Raw genomic sequence first — 25,369 nt, forward strand, 5'->3', positions numbered from 1 at the left:
ACGCCCCTGATTAGAGAGGCGTTTCTTTTTCATTTTACTTGTTAAAATAGTTTATCAAACCATTTGTAATTCCGTTTGCTGCAGAATTACGGAAAGTAGCCGTTTTTAAAGTTTGGACTTCTTGCACATTCGTAATGAAACCTAATTCAACAAGGACGCCGATTTGTGGATTTTCTCTGAGTACATATAAATTTTGATATTTGTGTCCACGATTAACCATGTTCGGTAGTGAGCTGCTCATTCCCTGTTTGACGTATGAGGCAAGAGTACTTTCTTTCCCTTTTGTATATAGAACGCTGAAACCACGAGCTGAAGCTGTAGCAGAATCATGATGAAGACTTATAAAAGCATCCGGCTTCATCATATTTGAAAAGGCAACGCGGTCATATAATGTAGGGAAAATGTCCGTAGTTCGTGTCATTTTCACTGTAGCACCCGCAGCTTGCAATTTTGATCGCAAAGCTAATGCAGCTTGAAGATTTAAATCTTTCTCTAGTACACCGTTTGCGACAGAACCTGGGTCTGTTCCTCCATGACCTGCATCAACAACAATAACCTTACCACTTAAAGAACCACCTGATGAATTTGTCCCATCATTTGATACGGGTTTTGTAGGTTTAGATTTTGTAATTTTACCGTAACTGCCAGAAACCCAACCTGTTTTACCTGTAGCATATGTAATTTTAATCCAGTTATTGCTCGATTTATCCAAAATTTTAAATGAGCTGCCATATTTAACAGCACTTAATTTTGTTGCAGTTGCTGAAGCACTTTTACGTACGTTTAAAGAATCAGCTGTAATAGTAAAGTATTTTCCAATGTCAGCTGAGGGTACTACTGTCCCTGTATTTGAATTACCGTTAGATGTAGTTGTTGGCTTTGTTTTTGTAATTTTACCATAGCTAGTACTTGCAGAAACCCAACCTGTTTTGCCTGTAGCGTATGTAATTTTAACCCAATTATTACTAGACTGAGCAAGAATTTTATATGAGCTATTTTTTTTAATTACTGCTAATTTTGTGGAACTAGCTGAAGAACTTTTTCGAACATTTAATGAATCAACTTTTACGGTAAAATATTTACCAACATTAGCAGTTGAAGTTGCTGCTGGTTTTACTGTTGAACCATTTGAACTGCCAGTTGAAGTGCTTTGCTTAGCCGTAATAGAGACATACGATTTACTTACCCAACCTGTATACTTGCTCGTTTTAATTTGTACCCAGCCGTTTTTTTCAGCAAGGACTGTTCCTGATGTTCCTTTAGATAGCTTACCAAGACTTTTATACGAGGTTCCAGCTCCACTGCGAATGTTTAAATTGCTTACTGTAGCGATGGCTTTTTTCGTAGTACTTGACGTTGCTGTTGTTGAGACTTTCACAACATATTTTGAAGAAACCCAACCTGTTGTACTGCTAGATTTCACTTTTGTCCAAGTACCCTTTGTTGAAATCTTTGTTACCTTGTTGCCCTTTTTTAAAACTTTTACAACTTTGTAGTTTGTACTTGGACCTGATCGCATATTGAGTGATTCAGCATTCACTTTCATAGTGACGGTTGACGCAGCGTTTGCTTGTCTTGCACCGGCAAAGGAAGGAATGATTAATATGCTACATAGGAGAAGTAAAAACATGAATTTGAATCTAGTATTTTTCATTCTATACCTCCTCATTCGCTATATTAATGCTTATTTAGTAAAAAAGGCGTATTTTAAATAAAACGTGAGAATTTTATATTATTTGTTACTTAAATGTAATGTTTTTTTAATAAAATTAATCTATATATAACTATTAAATCACCTTTAAGTGTGTTATATAGAAATGAATCTATATAACCAAATAAATATATTTAGGTGACTAAAGTATTGTTTCTGTGGTGGTATTTTCGATAAGTAAATAGAATCATTTGATTTAAATGTTTTTTTTGAAAATATCAATATCTCTGAAATGATGTAGAAGGTTTGAGAGGCTTTCCGAGGTATGAAAAGCACGTCAGAAAAATGTACGAGATTAGCTTTTTATGTGGTAGTGAGAAGCATAAAGGTAACGTATCTGAGCCTGTAAAATCAAAGTGCAATACATGGAAAAAAGAGAGATATGTTAAATCAGAGTCAATATCGAGGTTGTACTTTAACTTGAAAAGGAAATGGTTTAATAATGATAGGATAGGAGCTAAAGTACAGTGACTCTATGGAATTGCTAGTGAAATATGGAAGGTTTAATGAGTTTTTAGACTATATATAATTACTAGGTTCATATTTAACGTGCAGATTACATACGTTACTTTTTAACATACTACATTACAGATAAATTCACACTATATTATTATTGGTAAGTTATTCCGGGTTTTCATTATATTCAAATTGTGATTTAAAAAAACATACTAAAACGAGCACTAAAACATTAAAAAGTTGCCTTTTAGATTTACTTTAATGTAAATCAGGAAGGTATTTTTTTATTGGGTTTAATTTGAAAATAAATAGGAGAAAGTACTTTTTGAAATTAAGTAGTTCTATTTATGAATAAATAGAGAGTTTGCTATAAAATGCTAGGAGCAGTATAGAAGTAACATGATCTAACTAATAAATAAATATAGTTTTTTGAAGAAAAAACTATATTTTGAAAACTATTCTTTTGTTTAATTCGTCAAATATAAATAGAAAACAGTAGTGCGTATTTAGGGGGTAGTGTAATGCCAAAGCCAGTGAAAGATAATCGCAGATATATAAGTGGTTTGGATGGACTAAGGGCTTTGTCAGTATTGGCGGTCATTCTATATCATCTACATTTTAAATCAGTAGACGGTGGATATTTAGGTGTAACCATTTTCTTTGTCTTGTCAGGTTATTTAATTACAGATTTACTAGTAAATGAATGGGATAAGACTGGCAGGATTGATCTGAAAGGATTTTGGATTCGACGTTTTAGAAGGTTAATCCCAGCATTATTTATCATGTTAGTCCTAGTTGGTACTTGGATTACACTTTTCCAGAGAACGTTTTTAGTAGGGCTACGTTCAGAAATTGTAGCGGCAGTTTTATATGTTAGCAACTGGTTTTACATAGCACAGGATCATTCGTATTTTACGTCGTTTGCTCCACCATCCCCGTTGCAACATATGTGGTCACTTGCTGTAGAGGAGCAATTTTACATATTATGGCCAATTATTATGATGATTGGTTTGAAAGTAGTTAAGAATAGAGGAACTCTTGCAATAGGTATTTTCTTAGGGGCACTTGTATCTGCTATTTTAATGTTAGTAATGTATGAACCAGGTGTGGATCCAAGTCGAGTTTATTATGGCACAGATACTCGAGCATTTTCAGTCTTAATAGGGGCAGCGTTGGCATTTGTATGGCCAAGTAGAAAGCTTGCTAAAAACGTTACAGATGATGCTAAAAAACTTCTTAACATTGTAGGAATTATTAGCTTTGCCTTATTAGTATTAATGATGATGACGATGGATGAGGCAGGTTCGTTTTTATATATGGGCGGTATGTTATTAGCTTCAATTGTGACTGCTATTTTAATTGCAGTTATAGTGCATCCGGCAAGTTTTATAGGAAATCTATTTAGTTTTAAACCTCTTATTTGGATAGGGGTACGCTCTTACGGAATTTATATTTGGCATTTTCCTATCGTTGTTTTAATGGGAGCAGGAGTTGGAAATGAGCAAATAAGTTTTACTAAATTAATGGTTATTATTATTTTAACTTTATTATTTGCTGGATTATCTTGGCGATATGTGGAGGATCCGATTCGCAGAGGGCAATGGCGGATATGGCTAAAAAACTTTCAATCGAAAGAATGGTCATGGTCGTGGGCTCAATGGGAATTACCGTATCGTATTGGCTCAGCAATAGGTGGATGTGTACTGATTATTTTTATTTTAGGGATGATTTTCACGCCAACTAAGCAGTCTGCGAGTGAACAATTGGAAGAACATTTAATAGCAGAACAACAAAAACTTGAAAAAGTACAGCAAGAACAGAATATAGAAGCAAAGAAAGCTAATGAAGAGAAAATGATTCAAGAGGAAGAAGAGAGACGCGAAGAAGCAAAGGCGAAAGCTGAAGCTGCAAAAGAACAAGTTGAAGCTTTAGAAAAAGAAAAGGCTAAAAAGGCACAAGAAATACCAAGTGAAGTATCAGTTAGTGCGATTGGTGATTCGGTTATGTTAAGTGCTGCTACGGAGTTACAAAAGAAAATACCTCAAATTATTGTTGACGCCCAAATAGGTCGTCAAGTATACGATGCTTCGAAAGTTGTAACGGATTTAAAAAGCCAAGGTAAACTCGGACAAGTTGTTGTAATAGGTCTTGGTTCTAATGGCGATTTTAGTACAACGCAATTAGATACATTATTAAAAGCAATTGGCAAGACGGGGTAAATAAAAAATTAAGTGAAGCTGCAAGAAAAAATAGTAATGTAACATTAGTAGATTGGTATAGTGAAACAAATAATGATAAAGACATCTTCTATCCTGATATGATTCATCCAAATGAAAAGGGTGGCGAATTTTATGCCACAATTGTTCGCGAAGCTATAGCGCAATCTATGAATGATAAGTGAAAATTAATAAAAAAAACTGCATAACTAGATTATATAAAAGCCTCCAAGAGTTGATATTCTAACTTTTGGAGGCTTTTTGCAAAACTAAATATAGATATTCAATACTAGTACGTTGAGTAATAAACTACTCATGTTATTGAATGAGAGTATTATTTGTTGAGAGGAGTTTTTCTTGTTACTTTATCTTCTTTATTAATTAATGAATTGGCATGCTCAACAACAGCTTCCTTTGGATCGAGAATTGCAGCCATTCCATTCTTACTATTCATTTCATCACATTTATCAATCCAAAAATCAGCATTTTCAATGCCAACTTTTCTAGGGTCAAATATCGGATCCAAACCAGCTTTTTTCTGACTATCATAGTCTTTTAATACTTTTAAGGCTGGCTTAGAAAGTAACAAAATAGCAGCTAAATTAAGCCAAGCCATACTTCCTATACCTAAATCACCTAAAGCCCAAATGAACGAAACGGATTCTACACTTCCAATATAGACCATACCTAATAACCCAATTTTCAACACAAAATTTAGCCAACGGAATTTTGTGTGTTTGTCTAAATATACTAATGTAGTTTCAGCGATATAGTAATAAGCCATTAAAGTCGTGAAAGCAAAGAAGAATATTGCGATTGATATGAAAATGCCTCCGAACCCTGGTAATACAGCCTCTACAGCGGATTGTGTATAAATAGGGCCTGCATCGATTCCTTTCATATTATCAACAATCGGTGCCTTACCTTCAGGTGTTACGCTATACATACCTGAAATTAATATCATAAAGGCAGTTGCTGTACAGACGACAATTGTATCAATATATACAGAAAATGCTTGTACAAGACCTTGCTTAGCAGGGTGAGATACTTCAGCTGCTGCAGAACTATAAGTTGCCTCGCCTACACCTGCTACGTTTGAGAATACCGCTCTACGGACACCCCATGAAATGGCCGCTCCTACAATACCACCAAATGCTTCATGTGCACCAAATGCACTTGAGATGATAAGAGAGAACATAGCTGGAATTTCTGAAAAGTTAGCAAATAATACAATAAGTGTTACTGCTACATATCCGATAGCCATAAACGGAACTGCTTTATCGGCAACTGTTGCAATACGTTTAACACCACCGAAAATGATAACCCCTAAAAGCACTACGATAATAATGCCGGAAATACTTTTATTGATACCAAAAACGTTTTCAAAACCTGATGCAATACTGTTTGATTGAACGCCTGGCAGTAATATACCGTAAGATATTGTCACAACAATAGCGACTAATATCGCAAACCATTTAATCTTTAATCCTTTTTCAATAAAGTAAGGTGTCCCCCCGCGATATTGAGTACCTATTTTACTTTTATAAACTTGAGCAAGTGTAGATTCGATAAAAGCGCTGGCACCGCCTAGTAGAGCCATAACCCACATCCAGAATACTGCACCTGGTCCACCAAATGCGATAGCTGTAGCAACACCTGCAATATTCCCTATACCAACCCTTCCTGATAAAGCTAAACAGAAAGCTTGGAAAGAAGAAATACCATGATCAGAATTTTTACCTTCAAATAGTAGCATGATCATTTCTTTGAAGTATCTAAACTGCACAAACTTTGTCATAAGCGTAAAAAATAAACCTGCTCCTAAAGCAAATACAACTAGTCCTGTACTCCACACCTGATCTACTAACCAAGTTACGATTGTCTCCATCTTGACTCCCCCTCATGATTGCAAATAGAATTTATAACAATAATTAAATGATAAAATTTCAATAACTGCATTACTCAGTGGCGTATATGATTGAAGCATCATGCTGTATAACTCTAAATAGTTATTTGGTGAACTCGATATTTTCTTAGTAATAAAATAGATGAAGGAATAAAGTACTTATTAAAAATTACCCCCTTTGTAAAAGTAAGTTCAGTTGACATTGGATAGTAGTGGTTGAGATTTACTGATGTAGTATATTCACGCTCCTTTCTAAATCTAAAATGAATAATTCCTTCCTGAGTTATAGATTATGCAATTTTTGTGCCAAGATTTTTTGGGGTTACTTTGAAAATAAAATAAGAGCCACTCCATTAGTTAAGCTAAACTTGAATGGAGGGGCTCTTTTTCTTTTAGTTTTTTACTAGTTTTATATCTTGTTGATGTTTTATCCAGTATTGCTGTAATTTTTGTTTTCCAATGTTGATATCCGGGTGGAATTGAATAAATGCATTTGCCCTAGTTGAGTTCAATTGTTTAAGTGCATCTTGTATCTCGTGTTCTAATTTGCCATTATAATTTTTATTGGCAATTGTTAAACCCGCTAAATGTCCTTGCTTAATAGCAATTTTAGCACCTTCAATCCCTGTGATATTACCAGCTACGTAAAGGCCATCTAGAACTGTTTCCATCGTCTCATTATGTAGGGGAACATAGCCACCAAGTTCTTCAATCCAATGGAATGGACAGCCTGCTAAAGCGGCTAATTCTGCTAAAGGATATAAGCCACCAGCAATGCAGACAAAATCAGCACTAATTTTTGTTTCTGTCCCAGGGATTATTTCACCGGATGGACTAATATCTGCTAGGACAACGCCTTCTACAGAATTATTACCATAGATTTCAATAACAGCTTTACGAAGCATAATGGGAATATCCCACATTTTCATCCCTTTTTTAGGATAGAAGGTGATGCCCATTTTCTTTAGAAAATCATTTTTCATTAATTTACTGCCCATTTTTACTAATTGGGAAGGAGCCATATGAGCCACATTTAATAAGGAATTCATTACGGCTAATGGATTCCCAGTTTCTTCCGATACCTTTGTTAGCTTAGGTAAAGCAATACATGCAACTTCTATATTTGCTATTTTTAACTCCATTGCAATCGCAGAAGAAAGTACATTGACCCCTACTATTACGCCTTTATTCCCTGGTTTAACACGATGAACATTTGTCATAACTTGAGCAGCGCCTACAGACATTACACCTGGTAGCGTCCACCCAGGTATAGGGATTGGCGATTCAGCAGCACCTGTCGCTAATAATAAATTTGGTGTTGTATAGGTATGTTCATTAGTATATACAACCCACTGGCCATCAATTTTTTCGATATTAGAGACTGGGGTACTTAATTTAAAATCAACACCTAATGCTAGTGCGCTATTATATAGGTTTGCGGATTCCTTGACGCCATTCCACCAACCACCTGTTGGTTCTTCATATAATTGACCAAGTAATCTACCACCAGCTTTCATATATTCATCAATAACTGTTACTTTGAATCCTTGTTGTGCCATGGAGATAGCCCCAGATAAGCCTGCAGGCCCTGCACCGATTACGATAGCATTATTCATTATTAGCCCTCCAATCACGAACAGGTGTCGGTAATTTTCCACCACTTATGATGTCCATATTCTCCTCTAAAGGTGTTAAACATGCACGGACTCCTTGTTGGCCATTAACATGTACTCTGCATTCGAAACAATGTCCAATATTGCAGTAAATACCTCTTGGTGTACCGCTCTCCTCATGATAACGGATTGTACGAATACCATTTGCCAATAAAGCAGCAGCAATAGACTCTCCTAATAAACCTGTTAGTGTTTCACCGTTATATGTAAATGAAATTGTATTTGAGTCATTTAATCGTCCTAATACCGGGTGATCTATAATACGCATTGTCATTTATTTACACCCCCCAAGTCTCCGAAGTGAATTGGACGAATAGGTGGCTGATATTTCAAGGAAACTTGTTTCTCGTTACGCGGTTGGACTTTATTAGCTATACTGTCGACTAAATTACGGCATGTTCTACCTCCACAGTAGCCCATACCCGCTCTAGTGCGAAGCTTTAGTTCGCGTGCTGTGCAATCGTAGGTTGTTGCTGTCTCGACCAATTGCCCGTAAGTTACTTCTTCACATCTACAAATTATCATGTTATTTTCTGACAATACGCTCACCACTTTCAAAAATGTTTGCAATCTATTCTTAAAATAAATGCAAGAACTATGCCAAAAACCAACTGTAGTTATTTTATGCCTAATTTATTTAGACGGTTGTAAAGTGTAGCGCGGGTGATACCAAGATTTTTTGCACATGTATTTTTATTCCCATCGGCTTTATGTAACTCTTTAAGTAATATATCTTTTTCGTATTCCTGCAATTGGAGATTCAAGGGAAGGGAATCGAATTGTTTCAAAGAATCGCTTTCCTCTTTTTTACTATTGGTAATAGAGGGAACATGTAATTCAATTGGTAAGTCTTCAGATTTTATGATTCCGTTATCAGAGAATACAACAAGTCTTTCAACTACGTTTTTTAGTTCGCGAATATTTCCTGGCCATGAGTAGTTCATTAGATTTTGTAGTATGTCTTGAGAAATACCGTGAACAGGGCGGTTATACTTAATAGAAATTTCATATAAGAAATAATGGGTTAATTCGATTATGTCGCTAATTCTTTCACGTAGAGCAGGAATTTTAATGTTAACTACGTTTAAGCGATAATATAAATCTTCCCTAAACTTTCCTTCTTTAATAAGGTCCATAAGATCACGATTAGTAGCTGCAACAACATGGAAATCAACTTCAATTTCCTTAGTACCCCCAACAGGATAGAATTTCTTTTCTTGCAGAAGCCGTAAGATTTTAACCTGCATATCGAGTGGCATTTCACCGATTTCATCTAAAAATAATGTTCCGCCCTTTGCAAGTTCTACTTTTCCTTTTTTCCCTTTTTGATCTGCTCCTGAAAATGCTCCTTTTTCATAACCAAAGATTTCACTTTCAAATAGTCCTGGCGGGATAGCACCGCAGTTAATAGCTATAAATGGAGCTTTATCATCTTCTCTAATAGTGTGGATAGCTTTAGCAAATAACTCTTTTCCGACACCGCTTTCACCATTAATCAAAATATTGGCATGCGTTGTAGCAGCCTTTTTTACTCTCTCTAATGTCTTTTTTAGTGTAGGGCTATTTCCTTTTATGTAAGTGAAGGGATTATCAGCATTTTTTACTTTCCTTACTTCTTCTTCTAAAGAAAATAATTTTTCTGAAGTCTCGTAAAGCTCATTATTTAAACGAATTTGATTTGTAATGTTAGCTTCTGAGACAACTGCCCCAATAATAGTATCTTGCCAAATTACTGGATTTGAGTTAATTCTTACAACTAAATCTTCTCGTGGCTGATGCTGAGCGTGTTGAATAGATGTACCCTTTTGCAATGAATTTAGAATTTCGAGGTGTTCAGCCTGGAAAAAATCAGTGATCGGTCGACCTAATACATCACGTTCCTTTAACGTAAATAACTCTTCTGCTCCTTTTGTCCAATATAATATGTTCTGATTTTCATCAATAACTGTGCAAGATTCATCAATCGTATTTAAAATCGTATCAAAAAATATATTAGCTTTTATGTGCTCTGCAAATAAATTTGAAAGTAATAGAGTGCTAGAAGTATAGCCGATAAAGTCACCATTCATAGTAAATAATAAAGGCTTATTATGCTTACAAGCATTAAGAATAGTTGATATCGGAGTATCCAAAGAAAAGATATCGCAAAAGATTCGTGAATCATCTAATTTAATAAATATTTCCCCAGTATCATTACGAAAAAAAGTTTGTTCTGAGGGATTAGTTTGTAATGAAGAAGTTAAAAGTTCGTTTGAATTCAGTATTGAAAATTTTTTTGATAAGAGCTTAAGAAGTAATTTTTGTTCATTATTCATAAATATCCCCTACCTTAATTGTTTAATAAATTAGAATTGTCTAATTTATTTTACACAATATAAGAAAAAATAGAAAGTTAATCCATCAATTCTAAAAATATCTTAAAAATGGATTGTTACATATTAATAGTGATTTTATTTTAGCAATTCATCTTTATTTTATAAGATGAATGCTAAATAGATAATTCAATACAACAGAAATAGAGAGGTTTATTATATTGATTTATTTATCAATTTTTATTAAATACGTGATATTTTCTGAGCAAAATTAAAAGTTGGCACGGTTCCTGCATTATATATTGCTGACGGAAAGAAAAAGGAGGAGACATAGTGAGTGCTATACAACATCGAGATATTGTTGTGATAGGTGGTGGGATCATTGGTGCAGCAATCGCGTATTATGGCTCAAAAGCTGGTTTAGATATATCAGTACTTGAAAAAAATGAACTAGCTAGTGGAACATCCTCAAGATGCGACGGCAATATTTTAGCAATAGATAAAGATCCAGGTTTTGATAGCCAAATGTCTTTAAAAAGCCAGGAACTTGTTCATAAATTGAGCAATGAATTAGAAATACCTTTTGAATATAGAAATCCGGGTAGTATTTTAGTTTGTGAAAATGATGCGGAAATGGAAGCAGCAAATCAATGGGTGAAAAGGCAACAAGAAGCTGGCCTCGATTTTAGAATGTTAGATCGACAAGATTTACGCAACGAATCAAAATATTTTGCAGATGATTTATATGGGGGGCTAGAGTGTGCAACTGACTCAACTGTAAACCCATATATGTTGACGTTTTCTATGTTTCATAGTGCTGAAAAGCAAGGTACAAGAATTCATAAAAATATTGAAGTAAAGCATATAAAGAAGGATCCTGATGGTCGATTTACAATCGAAACATCAAATGGCATCTTTTCAGCAAATAAAGTAGTTAATGCATGCGGAGTTTGGGCTCCAAAAATTGGTGAAATGTTAGATGTACATATCCCCATCTTACCAAGGAAAGGTCAGCTTATTGTGGCATCTCGTCAAGAGCCGGTTGGTCTGCGTAAAGTGATGGAATTTGGTTATTTAATTTCGAAATTCGGTGGAGAAAGACAGGTGGATAAAGCGACTGAACAATACGGTGTTGCTTTAGTTTTTGAACCAACAGAGAGTCAAAATTTTTTAATTGGTAGTAGCCGCCAGTTTGCTGGGTTTGATACAAGAGTAGACCATGAAGTAACGAAGTATATAGCAAAGAGGGCAGTTCGTTTTTATCCTAAAATGGCTGATATGACAGTAATTCGAACGTATGCAGGATTACGACCATGGACAGAGGATCATTTACCTATAATTTCTGAAGTTGAACATATTCCTGGATTTTATGTTGCAGCAGGACATGAAGGTGATGGTATTAGTTTAGCAGCTGTGACTGGAAAACTAATTGAAGAAATGCTTACTGAAAAAGCTACTTGTGTTCCAATTGAACCTTTAAGATTACAACGTTTTAGGGAAAGGATGTTGACCTAATGAATCTGCAAAGATTATTTACAACCGTTGATACTCATACGGGAGGGAATCCAACACGAACATTAGTTAGTGGGTTACCACCTTTAAAAGGTAAAACTATGTCTGAAAAAATGCTCTACATGCAACAAAACTATGATTGGATTAGAAAATTTTTGATGAATGAGCCTCGTGGACACGATGTGATGTCCGGTGCTTTTATTACGGACCCTTGTCATCCAGAGGCAGATGTAGGCGTAATTTATGTAGAAACAGGCGGTTATTTACCAATGTGTGGACACGACACAATTGGTCTGTGTACGGCATTGATTGAAACAGGAATGGTGCCGGTTGTTGAACCGTACACAAATATTAAAGTAGATACACCTGCAGGATTAGTAGATGTACAAGTGAAGGTGGAAAAAGGCATAGCAAAAGAAGTAACTTTTGCTAATGTTCCAGCATTTTTATTGAAGTCTATTGAAATTGATGTGGCGGATATTGGGGAAGTGAAATGTGACATTGCTTATGGTGGGAATTTTTATGGAATTATAGATGCTCGATCATTGGATCTACCATTAGTTGAAAACAATGCATCTACCATTATCGACATAGGTATTCAAATTCGTAACGCTATCAATGAGCGTGAAGATATTGTGCATCCTGAATTTCCGTTTATCCGTGGTCTAACACATATTGAATTTTTTACAGATCCGGTTCATCCAACGGCAGATGTGAAAAATACAGTAATTGTTCCTCCTGGGGGAATTGATCGTTCACCTTGTGGAACAGGGACTTCTGCAAAACTGGCTACATTGTTTAGTAAAGATGAAATTGGCATAGATGAGCTCTTTGTACATGAAAGTATTGTGGGTACTCTATTTAAAGCGAGAGTATTAGAAAAAACGAAAGTTAAACAATTAGATGCAGTGATTACTGAAGTAACCGGTTCGGCTTGGCTTATGGGTATGCATCGCTTCTTCTATAATGAACGTGATCCTTTAAAAGAAGGGTTCCTACTTATTCCACCAATGGAACATGAAACAGAGAAAGAAGGTGTCTAAATGAAGTTTGAGAAAATGTTTAGCACGATTGATGCGCATGTTGCGGGAGAGGCATACCGTATCATAATTCAATCACCCATCACCTTTGCAGAAAATAACATTAAAATGAATCACGAAAAACTACAATCACAATTTGAAAATACTAAAAATCTGTTGCTAAAAGAACCTAGAGGCCATCGAGGTATGCACGGATGCATCGTTCTACCATCAGTTGTAGCAGATTTTAGCCTACTATTCTTTACTCATGAAGGAGTAAGTAATTTTAAATGCGAGTCTTTAATTGCAACTTTAACAGGACTATTAGAAACAGGGAATTTACAACAAAAATCTTCACACCTTTATACCGTTGAAACAGTGAATGGGATTTTTGAGTTACATGCTGAAATAGCTGATGGTGAAGTTATTGCTGTAACACTTCGTCACTCAAGTGATTTAATAGTTGAGAATTCTCAGGATACGCCTCTAGTAGTAATAGACGCAGAGAGACAGTATGCATTATTTGAGAAGGAAAATGAAGCTCAAGAAATTACTTTGGAGAATTTAGCTTCACTTAGTAAATGGGGTAAAGGAAAAATTCGTAACTTAGTGGAAAAAGGTATAAATGTTACGGGTGTCATTTTAATAGAGCAAGATACTGATGATATTTCTCAAGTACGCTCAGTAACGTTTGAGAGTGATGGCTATATTTTACGTTCACCAGGTATCGATAGTACTCTTGCGATTGCAAAAGTTTATCAGAAAGAAGTAATACAAAATTCCAGTATTTTCAACAGTACATTTAAAGTGCAAAAGGATTCAAGTGGAGCGCTTTATAGTATTTCAACAGAAGCTTTTGTGACAGGTATACATCAGTTTATATTCGATCGGGAAGATCCGTTAGAAAACGGTTTTATATTAGCTTAAACAAATTTGAGGAGGAATTAACATGACAAAATTAGAAGGCGTATTTCCAGTATTAATCACACCTATGTTCGACAATGGTGAAGTGAATTGGGAAGGATTCAAAAACAATATTGAGTATTTTGTTGCACAAAACGTAGGTGGTATCACGATTAATGGTAGTACAGGAGAATTTGTTAGTTTAACGAAAGAAGAACGTTTTAAAGCTGTTGAAATCGCTGTTGCACAAGTAAATGGTCGTATACCGTTAATTGTTGGTACAGCAGCAGAAACGACTGCTGATGCAATTGAGTTTACAAAACAAGCTGAAGAAGCAGGTGCTGATGCAGCATTATTAATCAATTCATACTATGCTCATCCAAAAGAAAATGAAATATACGAGCATTTCAAAGAAGTAGCAGAATCTGTGAAATTACCAATAATGATTTATAATAACCCGTTTACATCTGGCGTAAATATTAGCCAAGAAACGATTTTACAAGTCGGTCGTGACGTAGAGAATATTACACATATTAAAGAATCAAGTGGTGAAATCCGTAAAGTACGTGATATTACACGCCAAGGTAAAGGTTTTATCAAAACATTCTGTGGTGCAGATGATTTAGTATTAGAGTCATTCCTAGTTGGAGCGACAGGATGGATATCAGTAGCAGGTAATATTGCGCCAAAATTAGCGGTGGAACTATATGAGAGTGTACAAAATGGCGATTTAGATAATGCTTGGTCAGTATATGATCGCTTATTACCATTATGTAACTTCCTTGAAGGTTCAGGAAAATACGTGCAAATCGTTAAACGCGCAATGGAGATTAAGGGATTAGCGGGTGGTCCAGCACGTAAACCACGCTTACCATTGAATGAGGAAGAAGAAGCACAATTACAAGAACTTATTAAAAATGTAGAAACAGTACCACAATAGTTTAATAGAAAACTATTAAAGGAATATGACAGTAAAGAGAAAATAATCCTCTCTTAGTGAACAACTAATAGAGGATTGTTTTTGGTGAATTTAATTTTGGAGGGAGTAAGGGTATGACAACGATTAATTATAGTTTAAAAGAAAAAGTAGTAGAATTTCTAAACGGAACCATTGGCTTGTATATTAACGGAGAATACGTACCATCGATTAGTGGGGGAACGATAGACGTAATTGATCCTGCTACAGAGGAAATCATTACACAAGTATGTGAGGCTCAAGCAGATGATATTGATGTAGCAGTATCCGCAGCTCGGAAAGCTTTTGATGAGGGTGAATGGACGAAATTAGAAGCCGCAGAGCGATCACGTCTTATGTACAAATTTGCAGATTTATTAGAAGAACATCGTGAGGAACTTGCACAATTAGAGTCACTTGATAATGGTAAACCGTATGAAGTGGCTTTGGCGGATGATATCGATGGTACTATTCAGCATTTTAGATATTATTCAGGATGGGCAACAAAAAGTTTAGGCAATACAGTTCCGGTATCTCCTGATTACGTAACTTATACGGTTCACGAGCCAGTGGGGGTTGTAGGGCAGATAATTCCATGGAATTTCCCGTTAGCGATGGCCGCTTGGAAGCTTGGAGCTGCTCTGGCAGTAGGTTGTACCGTAGTTATTAAGCCAGCGGCAGAAACGCCATTGTCGTTATTATACGCGGCTAAATTATTTAAAGAAGCTGGTTTCCCAGATGGTGTTGTAAATGTTGTCCCAGGATCAGGTCAAGGAGCAGGTGGAGCAATTGTAGAACATCCTCATGTTGATAGAGTGGCGTTTACAGGATCTACTGCGACAGGTAAAAAAGTAATGGAAACAGCTGCACAGCAAATTAAAGGTGTGACATTAGAGCTTGGTGGTAAATCACCGAGCATCATTTTAGAAGATGCTAACTTGGAAGAAGCTATCGAAGGTGTTTTCAATGGGATTATGTACAACCACGGTCAAAACTGTAGTGCGTGCTCGCGCTTGTTTATTCACCGCAAACATCATGATTATGTTGTTGGGGAATTAGTGAAGCGAGCTAATCAGTTAAAACTAGGACGTGGTTTAGAGCCGTCAACAGATATGGGCCCATTAGTATCTGCAAAACAGCAAAATACTGTTTTAGGCTATATTGAAAAAGGAAAAGCTGAAGGTGCAAAATTAGTTGCAGGTGGCGGCAAGCCATTTGATAAAGGATATTTTGTAGAACCTACTATTTTTGTAGATGTTGAAGATCATATGACTATTGCTCGTGAGGAGATTTTTGGGCCAGTACTTGCTGTATTTGTATTTGATACAGTTGATGAGGTTATTCGACGTGCAAATGATAGTGACTATGGTTTAGCTGCTAGCGTGTGGACTGAGAATATTAAAACAGGTCATTATATCGCCAACCGCTTACAATCAGGAACTGTATGGATTAATGATTTTGGTCTTGAGTGGGAAACAATGCCGTTTGGAGGCTATAAAAAATCCGGAGTTGGTAGAGAAATGGGTGGAGAATATGGTCTAGCAAACTATACTGAGGTTAAGAGTGTATTTGTGAATATTAAACGTTCATAATTAATCGACTTTAAAAAGAGATGTTTTAAGTCTGCGTAAAATTTAGAGTAACATTTCAATATTACTATTAAAGAAAATGCTCGATATCCTATTAAGGGGTATCGAGCATTTTGTAGTTCGGATTAAAGCTCCTTACGCTTACTAGCAGAGGGAATTCTCATTTCTTCACGGTATTTATTGATTGTTCTCCTAGAGATTGTGATGCCATATTCGGAGTTGAAATATTCCGCCATTTTTTGATCTGAATAGGGTTTTATTTTATTTTCTTCAGCAATGAGCTCTTGCAAAAGAGTCTTTACTTTTTCTTGTGAAATCGTATGGCCATCTTTTGTTTCGAGTTTAGATGTAAATAAGTTTTTAAGTTCAAATGTACCAATTGGTGTTTGAACAAATTTATTGGTTGTTGCTCGACTTACGGTAGATTCATGCATTTCTATAGCTTCTGCTACTTCTTTTAAAGTAAGTGGTTGTAAAGCAGAAAAACCTTTAAGAAAAAATTCCTGCTGCTTTTCTAAAAGTACCTGCATGATTTTAATAATTGTATTACGACGTTGTTCAATGCTGTTAATGAGCCAATTATAGTTTTTATAATGCTCATTAATATATTTTTTTTCATCACGATTCGCAGTTGGTAAGTTCATATAAAAACTATTTAAATGGATATTTGGCAAGTAAGTATCATTTAAATGGAATAGTAGTTGATGATTATGTTCTTCCACAATAATATCTGGACGCAAATATTCCGTTGTTTCATAACTCATAACAGCGCAGGGTTTCGGGTTCAAGGTTTTAATCAAATCATTGCATTCTTTTATTTCTGAGAGTGAAATATGCATTTTATTGGCGATAACTTGCCATTTTTTATCTGCCAATAAACTTAAATGTTCATTAATAAGTATAGTTAGTTGTTGATGTTCAGGATATCGATCACGAGCTTGTAATGTTAGACATTCTTCTAATGTACGGGCACCAATACCAGAAGGACCGATTTGTTGTAATAGTTGTATTCCTTCAGTAATTTCTTTTGTTTCAGAAGTGGTATGTATGTGATCCGTTTGGAAGTATCCTTGATCATTTAAATTATAAATAATGTACTTTAACTGTTTTTGTATGTAGGCATCATTGAAATTAAGTTTTACTAATTTATATAAATAATCTCTAAAATCAATTTCAGCTTTATATGTAATATCTGTAGTTTCTTTTCTTGAGTGATTCGAAAAAGTGTACATAGGTAACTTTTCGACGTATTGATCATCTGCTTTTTCTTGAAGTTCAATTAAAGGGTTCTCTAATTCTTGTTGCCGGATAAATTGTTCTAAATCATCATTAGAGTATTGAAGTAACTCGATTGACTGTCTAAGTTGAACTGTCATTAACATTTTCAATTCCTGGCGTTGTTGAATTACAAGTTCCATATAATCCCCCTCTATTCTAATTCAACCATTATTTGATTATTGTAGCACATGTTCTATTTCTTAAAATATAAGTATTTCTATGAAAATATACCATAGAAGAATTCATCCAGGTTTAAACCCTGAGTATTTTTCTATTTAAAGTAAATAAAATGGTGGCTAATGTAGTTTTTTACTAATGATAGATTATTTTGAATTTAAAATCAAAATATGTCGTGTTGTGTCGGTGGAGACTCGAAGTGGCATGAAGATTGCATATAATAATTTATGAAAATGATGGATTTCAATTAAATGGGAGATGGGGGGTATTTTATGTTTCGCTATATTATGAGTAGGATTGGTTATATGTTTATTACATTGTTTATCATTATTTTATTATCGTTTGTATTAATGCAGACGTTACCTGGGTCACCTTTTAATGATGAAAAATTGCCACCTGCACAAAAAGAATTATTATATGAAAAGTATGGGTTAGATAAGCCGGTAGCCGAACAGTTTGTAATTTACTTGAAAAATTTATCACAAGGGGATTTAGGTGTTTCCTTTACCTTTGATAATCGTCCAGTAACGAAGATTATTAGTGAACGAATTGGCGCATCAGCCGTTTTAGGGATACAAGCGATTCTATTAGGGACGATGGTAGGTTTATTATTAGGTATTTTAGCTGCATTAAGACATAACTCATTTTGGGATTATGGTGCCATGTTAATAGCAGTATTGGGTATTTCAATTCCGTCATTTGTATTTGCAGGGTTTTTACAATATTGGATAGGAGTCAAACTAGAGTGGTTACCGATTGCCTTTTGGGGAGGATTTGAATATTCAATTTTGCCGACATTTGCGCTGTCAGTAAGTGTTGTTGCAACGATTGCTAGATTTACACGAATTGAAATGTTAGAAGTCTTAGGACAGGAGTATATTATAACTGCAAAATCAAAAGGGCTATCCAGTTTCGAAATCATAGGTAAGCATGGAATAAGAAACGCACTTATTCCTATTATTACAATTATCGGCCCACTTATTGTTAATACTATTACGGGTTCACTTGTTATTGAGAAGATTTTTAGTATACCAGGATTGGGCGAACAATTTGTAAATTCAATTATTACGAATGACTACCAACTGATTATGGGAACCACTATTTTTTACGCTGTTCTCTTCATAGTAGTTGTATTAATTGTAGATATTTTATACGGCTTTATTGATCCGCGTATTAGAGTAGCGGGGGGGAACCGATAATGGTAATAAAACATGATGAAAATTTAAAAGTAAAAAAGTATACACCTGATTTATTTGAACCATCCAATCAAGATGCAATAAAAAGAGAACAAATCATGAGACCTGAGCAATCCTTTTGGCAGGATGCCTGGAATAGGCTGAAAAAAAATAAAGCGGCTTTCTTAGGTTTACTGATTATTGCAGGTGTCATTTTATTGGCGATATTTGGACCTTATATGAACAGTCATGGTTATGACGAACAAGATTTAACCCGCACTAATTTGCCACCGAAGATTCCTGTGCTAGAGAATATTTCATTCTTAGGGGTTGATGGCAAGGATATTCGTAATGTCGATCAATATGCTTCTAAAAACGTTGATGAGTTCTTTTGGTTTGGTACAGATGAATTGGGACGAGATTTATGGACGAGAGTTTGGCAAGGGACTAGGATTTCGTTATATATTGCTTTTTTAGCAGCCACTATTGATTTAATTATTGGCGTAGCATATGGAGCGATATCTTCATTTTATGGAGGAAGACTTGATACATTGATGCAACGTATTATTGAAGTTTTAGTTGGGATTCCAGGTTTAATTGTCAATATACTATTGATTTTAATACTAAAGCCTGGGATTCTTTCAATTACATTAGCAATGGTTATCGTAGGTTGGATAGGAATGGCTCGCATTGTCCGAGCGCAAATACTAAAGCTGAAAGGTCAAGAATATGTATTAGCTTCTAAAACTTTAGGTGCGAGCAACCAGCGTTTAATATGGAAACATTTGATACCAAATACATTTGGTCCGATTATTGTTGTTACAACTTTCACTATTCCAGGTGCTATTTTTACAGAGGCTTTATTGAGCTTTATTGGTTTAGGATTACAGCCGCCTGTCGCCTCTTTAGGAACCATTGTGAATGATTCTTATAAACTATTGCGAATATATCCACATGGAATGATCGTATCGTCAATCATTATTAGTTTAATCATGATTAGCTTCAATTTATTAGGTGATGGTTTACGGGACGCGTTTGACCCTAAAATGAGAAAATGAGGGGGATGAAACATGGATAATATACTCCAAGTGAAAAATCTTCATGTATCTTTTGATACATATGCAGGAGAAGTACAAGCTGTAAGAGGTGTTTCTTTTGATTTGAAGGCTGGTGAAACACTAGCGATTGTAGGTGAATCAGGTTCAGGGAAATCTGTAACATCAAAAAGTTTGGTTCGATTAAATCCCCCTGATTCTACTAGGGTAAAGAACGGTGAAATCCTGTTTGAGGGGAAAAATATATTAAATATTACTGAGCAAGAAATGCGTAAAATACGTGGCGCAGACATTGCAATGATTTTCCAGGATCCGATGACTGCATTAAATCCAACAATGACGATTGGAAAACAGATTGCGGAGAGTATCCGAAAACATACTAGTATGGGTGGTGCCAAGGTTAAAGAACGAGTAATTGAGCTCCTTCAAATGGTCGGAATAAAAGATGCTGAAATTCGTATAAAGCAATATCCACATCAGTTTTCTGGAGGGATGCGACAACGTATTGTCATTGCGATGGCGTTAGCATGTGAACCTAAGATTATTATTGCGGATGAACCGACAACCGCATTAGATGTTTCAATTCAAGCGCAAATACTGGAACTTTTAAAACATATACAACAGCAAATGGGTTTATCTATTGTATTTATCACACATGATTTGGGTGTTGTTGCAAAAATGGCAGATCGTGTTGCAGTTATGTATGCAGGCAAGATTATTGAAATCGGTTTAGTAGATGAGGTTTTTTATAAAACAACACATCCGTATACGAAGGGATTACTTGCAGCCATGCCTAGGCCAAACATGATGTCGGATGAACTCTATTCAATCCCAGGATCTCCGCCAGATTTACTAAATCTCCCTCAAGGTGATCCATTTGCAGAGCGCAATAAGCAGGCGTTGAAAATAGATTTTATTGAAGAACCGCCTTTATTTCAGATTTCAGATACGCATTTTGCTGCGACATGGCTATTGCATGAACTTGCACCAAAAACAGCTCCTTTAGAAAATAAATCTGTAGATCCAATACCTAGGAATCATGCACTGGAAAAGGATCGTATTGCAAAGGAAAATCTAGTTTTAGTTAAAGGGTTAAAGCAGTATTTTAAATTGGATAAGCATAACACTGTAAAAGCAGTTGATGATATCAGTTTTAATATATATAAGGGCGAAATTTTTGGTTTAGTAGGTGAATCAGGCTGCGGAAAATCAACGACAGGTCGCTCTCTCATTAAACTAAACGAGATGACAGAGGGAGAAGTAATTATAGATGGTAAGGATATTAGAAAAGTGAAGTCTAAGAAGGAGTTACTGGAGTTTAATCGTAAAGTTCAAATGATTTTCCAGGATCCTTATTCTTCTCTCAATCCGAGGATGAAAGTCGCTGACATAATTGCAGAAGGGCTTGATATTCATCAGCTAAATTTAGGGCAGCGTCAAGAAAAAGTATATGAATTACTTGAAACTGTCGGCCTAAATAAAGAGCATGCTAATCGCTACCCTCATGAATTTAGTGGTGGTCAGCGCCAACGTATTGGTATTGCAAGAGCTCTAGCAGTGGAACCAGACTTTATCATTGCGGATGAACCAATTTCTGCGCTAGATGTTTCGATTCAAGCGCAAATAGTAAATTTGCTAAAGAAGTTACAAAAAGAAAAAGGGCTTACTTATTTGTTTATTGCTCACGATTTATCGATGGTGAAATATATTAGTGATCGAATTGGCGTAATGTATAGAGGGAAAATTGTAGAGATGGCTAGCAGTGAAGAATTGTATGAAAATCCAATACACCCTTATACAAAATCATTACTATCGGCATTACCACTGCCTGATCCATTGTTAGAAAGAGAGCGAGAACGTATTATCTTTGATGATAAATCTCATGAAGGTAGAAATCGAGAAAATGAGATTCTAAGAGAAGTTAGAAAAGGGCATTTTGTGATGTGCACCGAACAAGAATATGAAGAGTATAAGAACAATCTTGAGGTGGTGGCTCATTAATGTCTTTTAAAGATGTTTATAGAATCGTAATTTGTATGTTGATTTCTATTGTCTTATCAGTCGTATTCATCTATGTGTTTGGACAAACAAATGTATTTTTGAGTATATTAAATAATTTGTTTATCATAGCATCTATATTGTTAATAATCGGTGGAGGATTTTTTGTTCTTCAAGGGGGATTCTTCAATGGTATTACTTATAGTTTTAAAAGATTTTTTAGTCGAATAACTAGATTAGGAGAGTATGCTACAGCGATTGACGGAGAAGTTGAATATACTTCAGTTTTTTCAAGTGATTACACATATCCCATATTAATAGCAGGGGGTATTCAATTTATACTCGTATTGATAATCTCAGTTGTTTATTTTTAAAAAAGAGATGTGAGCAATTTGCTCACATCTCTTTTTAATGAATTATTTTAGAGATTTTTAATCTTGTTATTCGGATAGTGATGTAAGAGTCAGTTAGTTAATCACATTCTATTTTTCGATGTATGCCCATTTATAACTTATATCTGCAGAGAATGGATGTTCATAAAGATTTTTTACATAAGGTTTCGTCAAGCGGCTAATTCCTGTTTGGTAAGTTGGTGCGAATGCGGCATCATCTAGCATTAACTTCTCGGCTTGTTGCATTAGTTCCCAACGTTTTTTAGTGTCGACAGTTACTTTCGCTTCTTTGATTAGTTTATCAACACTACTATTACTGTAGTTAGATTGATTGTATGGTGCACCTGTCTCAAATAAATCGATATACGTCATAGGATCTTGGTAGTCAGGTGACCAGCCACCATAATCTAAGTCAAAGTCTACTTTAGCTTCTAAAGCTAATTTTTGCTTGTTAGGTTGCATATTAATAGTCATTTCTAAGCCCTTTAGATTTTTTTCAAGTTGATTTTTAATGTATTCGACGGCACTTTTAGTTTGTGCAGTATCATAACTTAGTATGTCTAGAGTAACTTTGTCTGTACCTAGTTCTTTTAATCCTTTAGCCCAATATTCTTGAGCTTTTTTAATATCGGTTTTGTTCATATCACCATTGCCGTCACGGAAGTCTTTACCATCAGGACCTGAAGATAAACCTACTGGTACTAAGAAATATGCTGCGATAGAACCGTTTTTCATAATGACATTTGCCATCGCTTCTTTATCCCAGCCCATATCGATAGCTTTACGGATATTTTGATTAGATAGATATTTATTTTCGTGATTAAAACGTAAAAAGTATGTGTTAGGTTTTAAGAAAGTTGAGAATTCTGGGCTATCTTTATACTGATCAACAAATTCGCTTGATAAAGTAGCTGTATCAATCTCATTTGCTTCGTATAGGTTCATAGCAGTTGCCGTATCTTTAACAATTTTTTGGTTAATTGTAGTTAGTTTTACAGTATCTTTATCCCAATATTTTTCATTCTTTTTAAATGTCCAGCCTTGACCTTGTTTCCATGATTCCAATACAAAGGGACCATTGTATATCATTTTGTCAGTTTCAAGTGCATACTGGTCGCCTTGTGCTTCTGTGAATTCCTCATTTTGAGGGAAGAAAGGTGCATATGTTGTTAAGCTTAAGAAATATGGAATTGGTCGTTCTAGTTCGATTTCTAATGTATAGTCATCTACTGCTTTAATTCCAAGTTGATCGATTTTACCATACAGTGGGTCGTTTTTATCTTGAATTTTCACAGCATTTTTAATGTCTAGCATTAGGTAAGAATAAACAGCTTGTGTTTCGGGATTAATAGCCTTTGACCAAGCATAAATAAAGTCGTGTGCCGTAACTGGAGCATCGTTACTCCAAACAGCATCTTTTCGAAGTTTGAAAGTATAAGTCTTACCGTCTTCGGATATTTCATGTGACTCTGCGATACCTGGAACTGCTTCGTTTTCAGGCCCAATACGATACAAGCCTTCATAAACAGAGTTCATAGCAGTTACTGCTAGGGCGTCTAAGCTACCGAGTGTACTCATCGTTGTTAAATCCCCTGACGCAGATAGATTTAATACTTGTTCAGCCGTTGAACTGTTAGGGTCATTAGCCTTTTCACCTTCCGTTTTAGTAGTTTCATCCTTACCGTAGCAGCCTGTTAAAATAATCATTAAAGAAAATAATAACATGAATGAAAACAAAAATTTCTTCTTCATAAAATAAGCCCCCCTATTTTAAAATCCCTACAAACGAAAGGAGTCATATCCTCCTTCTGAATGTGAGTCGTAGTAATAGTATGCAATATTCATGCCTATATTTTTAATTAAGTACAAATTTAATGGAAGACTGGCATAATACTTGCAACATCTTAAATATTAAATTATTGGAGGGGTAATAATGGGGAAATTAGAAAAGCTAAGAGCCGTATTGGAAGAGCGAGGGTTGGAAAGTTTAATTGTGACAAATGATCAGAATAGACGTTACTTAACAGGGTTTACAGGGAGTGCAGGAACTGTGTTGGTAACAAAAAACAAAGCATTTTTGTTTGTGGATTTCCGCTATGTTCAACAAGCACACGATCAAACAACGGACTTTACTGTACAAGAAATTGACCGCGCTGTTATGTATGAAGTAATTTCTAATATATTACAGGAAGAAAATATTAGTAGAGTTGGATTTGAGGAAAAGAATATTACGTATTACTTACATTCATTATTTGCTAAGCATATTCAAGCAGAACTTGTACCCGTTTCAGGCGCAGTTGAAAAATTACGTATGATTAAATTGCCTGAAGAAATTGAAAAGATCAAAATAGCGGCAAGTATTTCTGATGCGGCATTTACGCATATATTAGATTATATAAAACCAGGCATATCAGAAATAAATATTGCCAATGAACTAGAGTTTTACATGCGAAAAAAAGGAGCTACTTCGTCTGCTTTTGATATGATTATAGCTTCAGGGCATCGATCGGCATTACCACATGGTGTCGCTAGTAATAAGTTAATAGAAGAAGGAGATATCATAACGCTTGATTTTGGGGCTTACTATGATGGTTATCGTTCAGACATGACACGCACAATTGCTATTGGACAACCAACAGAAGAAATGATAGAAATCTATAATATTGTTCATGGCGCATTAGAAAATGCACTGGCTCATATGAAGGCAGGCATTACTGGCAAAGAAGCTGATGCTTTGACTAGACAGTATATAGAAGAAAAAGGATTCGGAAAACAATATGGGCATGGTTCTGGACATGGAATAGGGTTAGATATTCATGAGGACATTTTCATGTCTACTGTTTCGGAAGATGTATTACAAGAAGGAATGGTGTTGACTGTTGAACCTGGAATTTATTTACCTAATATAGGTGGAGTTCGTATTGAAGATGATGTTTTAATTAAAGAGGATGGAATAGAAATTTTGACTTCTTCTCCAAAAGAGTTAATTATTTTATCTATGTCTATAAAATAAGACAGTTGTCAAAAAATCTATACAATAAA

At 35.3% G+C, this 25,369-nt stretch carries 19 protein-coding genes; 11 read left to right on the plus strand and 8 right to left on the minus strand.

The features are described from left to right. Positions 1 to 34: 34 nt before the first annotated feature. Positions 35 to 1,654: an SH3 domain-containing protein gene (locus MHH85_RS00005; protein ID WP_340705587.1), complete on the minus strand. Its 1,620-nt coding sequence runs from the start codon at positions 1,652 to 1,654 to the stop codon at positions 35 to 37. Positions 1,655 to 2,688: 1,034 nt separating this feature from the next. On the opposite strand from MHH85_RS00005, the gene MHH85_RS00010 reads away from it, so the two are divergent. Next, complete coding sequence (locus MHH85_RS00010; RefSeq protein ID WP_340705588.1) at positions 2,689 to 4,386, plus strand: acyltransferase family protein; 1,698 nt, start codon at positions 2,689 to 2,691, stop codon at positions 4,384 to 4,386. Between the two features lie 331 nt (positions 4,387 to 4,717). Here MHH85_RS00010 and MHH85_RS00015 read toward each other — a convergent pair whose 3' ends face one another. The 5 genes from MHH85_RS00015 to MHH85_RS00035 all read right to left on the minus strand — a co-directional run bounded on the left by MHH85_RS00015 (position 4,718) and on the right by MHH85_RS00035 (position 10,277). Then, complete coding sequence (locus MHH85_RS00015; protein WP_340705589.1) at positions 4,718 to 6,271, minus strand: alanine/glycine:cation symporter family protein; 1,554 nt, start codon at positions 6,269 to 6,271, stop codon at positions 4,718 to 4,720. A gap of 410 nt (positions 6,272 to 6,681) precedes the next feature. Continuing rightward, the gene (locus MHH85_RS00020; RefSeq protein WP_340705590.1) at positions 6,682 to 7,905 is read right to left on the minus strand and encodes an NAD(P)/FAD-dependent oxidoreductase; all 1,224 of its coding nucleotides are present in this window, start codon (positions 7,903 to 7,905) and stop codon (positions 6,682 to 6,684) included. Beyond that, entirely contained in the window at positions 7,898 to 8,236 is a 339-nt protein-coding gene (locus tag MHH85_RS00025; protein ID WP_053418933.1) for a (2Fe-2S)-binding protein, read from the minus strand. The genes MHH85_RS00020 and MHH85_RS00025 overlap by 8 nt, the downstream gene beginning before the upstream one ends. Next, complete coding sequence (locus MHH85_RS00030; RefSeq protein WP_053418989.1) at positions 8,233 to 8,487, minus strand: (2Fe-2S)-binding protein; 255 nt, start codon at positions 8,485 to 8,487, stop codon at positions 8,233 to 8,235. The genes MHH85_RS00025 and MHH85_RS00030 overlap by 4 nt, the downstream gene beginning before the upstream one ends. Positions 8,488 to 8,579: 92 nt before the next feature. Beyond that, the gene (locus tag MHH85_RS00035) at positions 8,580 to 10,277 is read right to left on the minus strand and encodes a sigma-54 interaction domain-containing protein (RefSeq protein WP_340705591.1); all 1,698 of its coding nucleotides are present in this window, start codon (positions 10,275 to 10,277) and stop codon (positions 8,580 to 8,582) included. A 339-nt stretch (positions 10,278 to 10,616) separates the two neighbouring features. Here MHH85_RS00035 and MHH85_RS00040 point away from each other — a divergent pair, with 339 nt between their 5' ends. From MHH85_RS00040 to MHH85_RS00060, 5 genes are all read left to right on the plus strand, one after another. Next, positions 10,617 to 11,789 carry an NAD(P)/FAD-dependent oxidoreductase gene (locus MHH85_RS00040; RefSeq protein WP_340708104.1) on the plus strand — a complete coding sequence of 391 codons (1,173 nt, stop codon included), beginning with the start codon at positions 10,617 to 10,619 and terminating at the stop codon, positions 11,787 to 11,789. Continuing rightward, positions 11,789 to 12,829, plus strand: a complete 1,041-nt coding sequence (locus tag MHH85_RS00045) for a proline racemase family protein (protein ID WP_340705592.1) — start codon at positions 11,789 to 11,791, stop codon at positions 12,827 to 12,829. Before MHH85_RS00040 ends, MHH85_RS00045 begins: the two co-directional genes overlap by 1 nt. Beyond that, complete coding sequence (locus MHH85_RS00050) at positions 12,830 to 13,732, plus strand: proline racemase family protein (RefSeq protein ID WP_340705593.1); 903 nt, start codon at positions 12,830 to 12,832, stop codon at positions 13,730 to 13,732. A 22-nt stretch (positions 13,733 to 13,754) separates the two neighbouring features. Continuing rightward, positions 13,755 to 14,648, plus strand: coding sequence for a 4-hydroxy-tetrahydrodipicolinate synthase (gene dapA, locus MHH85_RS00055; RefSeq protein WP_053418929.1), 894 nt, complete (start codon positions 13,755 to 13,757; stop codon positions 14,646 to 14,648). Between the two features lie 113 nt (positions 14,649 to 14,761). Beyond that, the gene (locus tag MHH85_RS00060) at positions 14,762 to 16,255 is read left to right on the plus strand and encodes an aldehyde dehydrogenase family protein (RefSeq protein WP_340705594.1); all 1,494 of its coding nucleotides are present in this window, start codon (positions 14,762 to 14,764) and stop codon (positions 16,253 to 16,255) included. A 122-nt stretch (positions 16,256 to 16,377) separates the two neighbouring features. Here MHH85_RS00060 and rpoN read toward each other — a convergent pair whose 3' ends face one another. Then, positions 16,378 to 17,670, minus strand: coding sequence for an RNA polymerase factor sigma-54 (rpoN, locus tag MHH85_RS00065; RefSeq protein ID WP_340705595.1), 1,293 nt, complete (start codon positions 17,668 to 17,670; stop codon positions 16,378 to 16,380). A gap of 309 nt (positions 17,671 to 17,979) precedes the next feature. On the opposite strand from rpoN, the gene opp3b reads away from it, so the two are divergent. The 4 genes from opp3b to MHH85_RS00085 are packed head-to-tail and all read left to right on the plus strand — an operon-like array spanning position 17,980 to position 22,309. Next, positions 17,980 to 18,906, plus strand: coding sequence for an oligopeptide ABC transporter permease (gene opp3b, locus MHH85_RS00070; protein WP_193737596.1), 927 nt, complete (start codon positions 17,980 to 17,982; stop codon positions 18,904 to 18,906). Then, a complete protein-coding gene (gene opp3C / locus MHH85_RS00075; protein ID WP_053418925.1) occupies positions 18,906 to 19,940 on the plus strand; it encodes an oligopeptide ABC transporter permease in 1,035 nt (344 codons plus the stop codon). The genes opp3b and opp3C overlap by 1 nt, the downstream gene beginning before the upstream one ends. Positions 19,941 to 19,952: 12 nt before the next feature. Beyond that, entirely contained in the window at positions 19,953 to 21,938 is a 1,986-nt protein-coding gene (locus MHH85_RS00080; RefSeq protein ID WP_340705596.1) for an ABC transporter ATP-binding protein, read from the plus strand. Continuing rightward, on the plus strand, positions 21,938 to 22,309 hold the full coding sequence (locus MHH85_RS00085; RefSeq protein WP_245639572.1) for a DUF3899 domain-containing protein: 372 nt from the start codon (positions 21,938 to 21,940) through the stop codon (positions 22,307 to 22,309). Before MHH85_RS00080 ends, MHH85_RS00085 begins: the two co-directional genes overlap by 1 nt. Positions 22,310 to 22,417: 108 nt before the next feature. On the opposite strand, the gene MHH85_RS00090 is transcribed toward MHH85_RS00085, so the two are convergent. Continuing rightward, complete coding sequence (locus tag MHH85_RS00090) at positions 22,418 to 24,079, minus strand: peptide ABC transporter substrate-binding protein (protein ID WP_340705597.1); 1,662 nt, start codon at positions 24,077 to 24,079, stop codon at positions 22,418 to 22,420. Positions 24,080 to 24,260: 181 nt separating this feature from the next. Here MHH85_RS00090 and MHH85_RS00095 point away from each other — a divergent pair, with 181 nt between their 5' ends. Then, on the plus strand, positions 24,261 to 25,340 hold the full coding sequence (locus MHH85_RS00095; protein ID WP_340705598.1) for a M24 family metallopeptidase: 1,080 nt from the start codon (positions 24,261 to 24,263) through the stop codon (positions 25,338 to 25,340). The last annotated feature ends 29 nt before the right edge of the window (positions 25,341 to 25,369 follow it).

Origin of the sequence: Viridibacillus sp. FSL E2-0187, from assembly GCF_038006425.1 — a bacterium.
Lineage (GTDB): Bacteria > Bacillota > Bacilli > Bacillales_A > Planococcaceae > Viridibacillus > Viridibacillus arvi.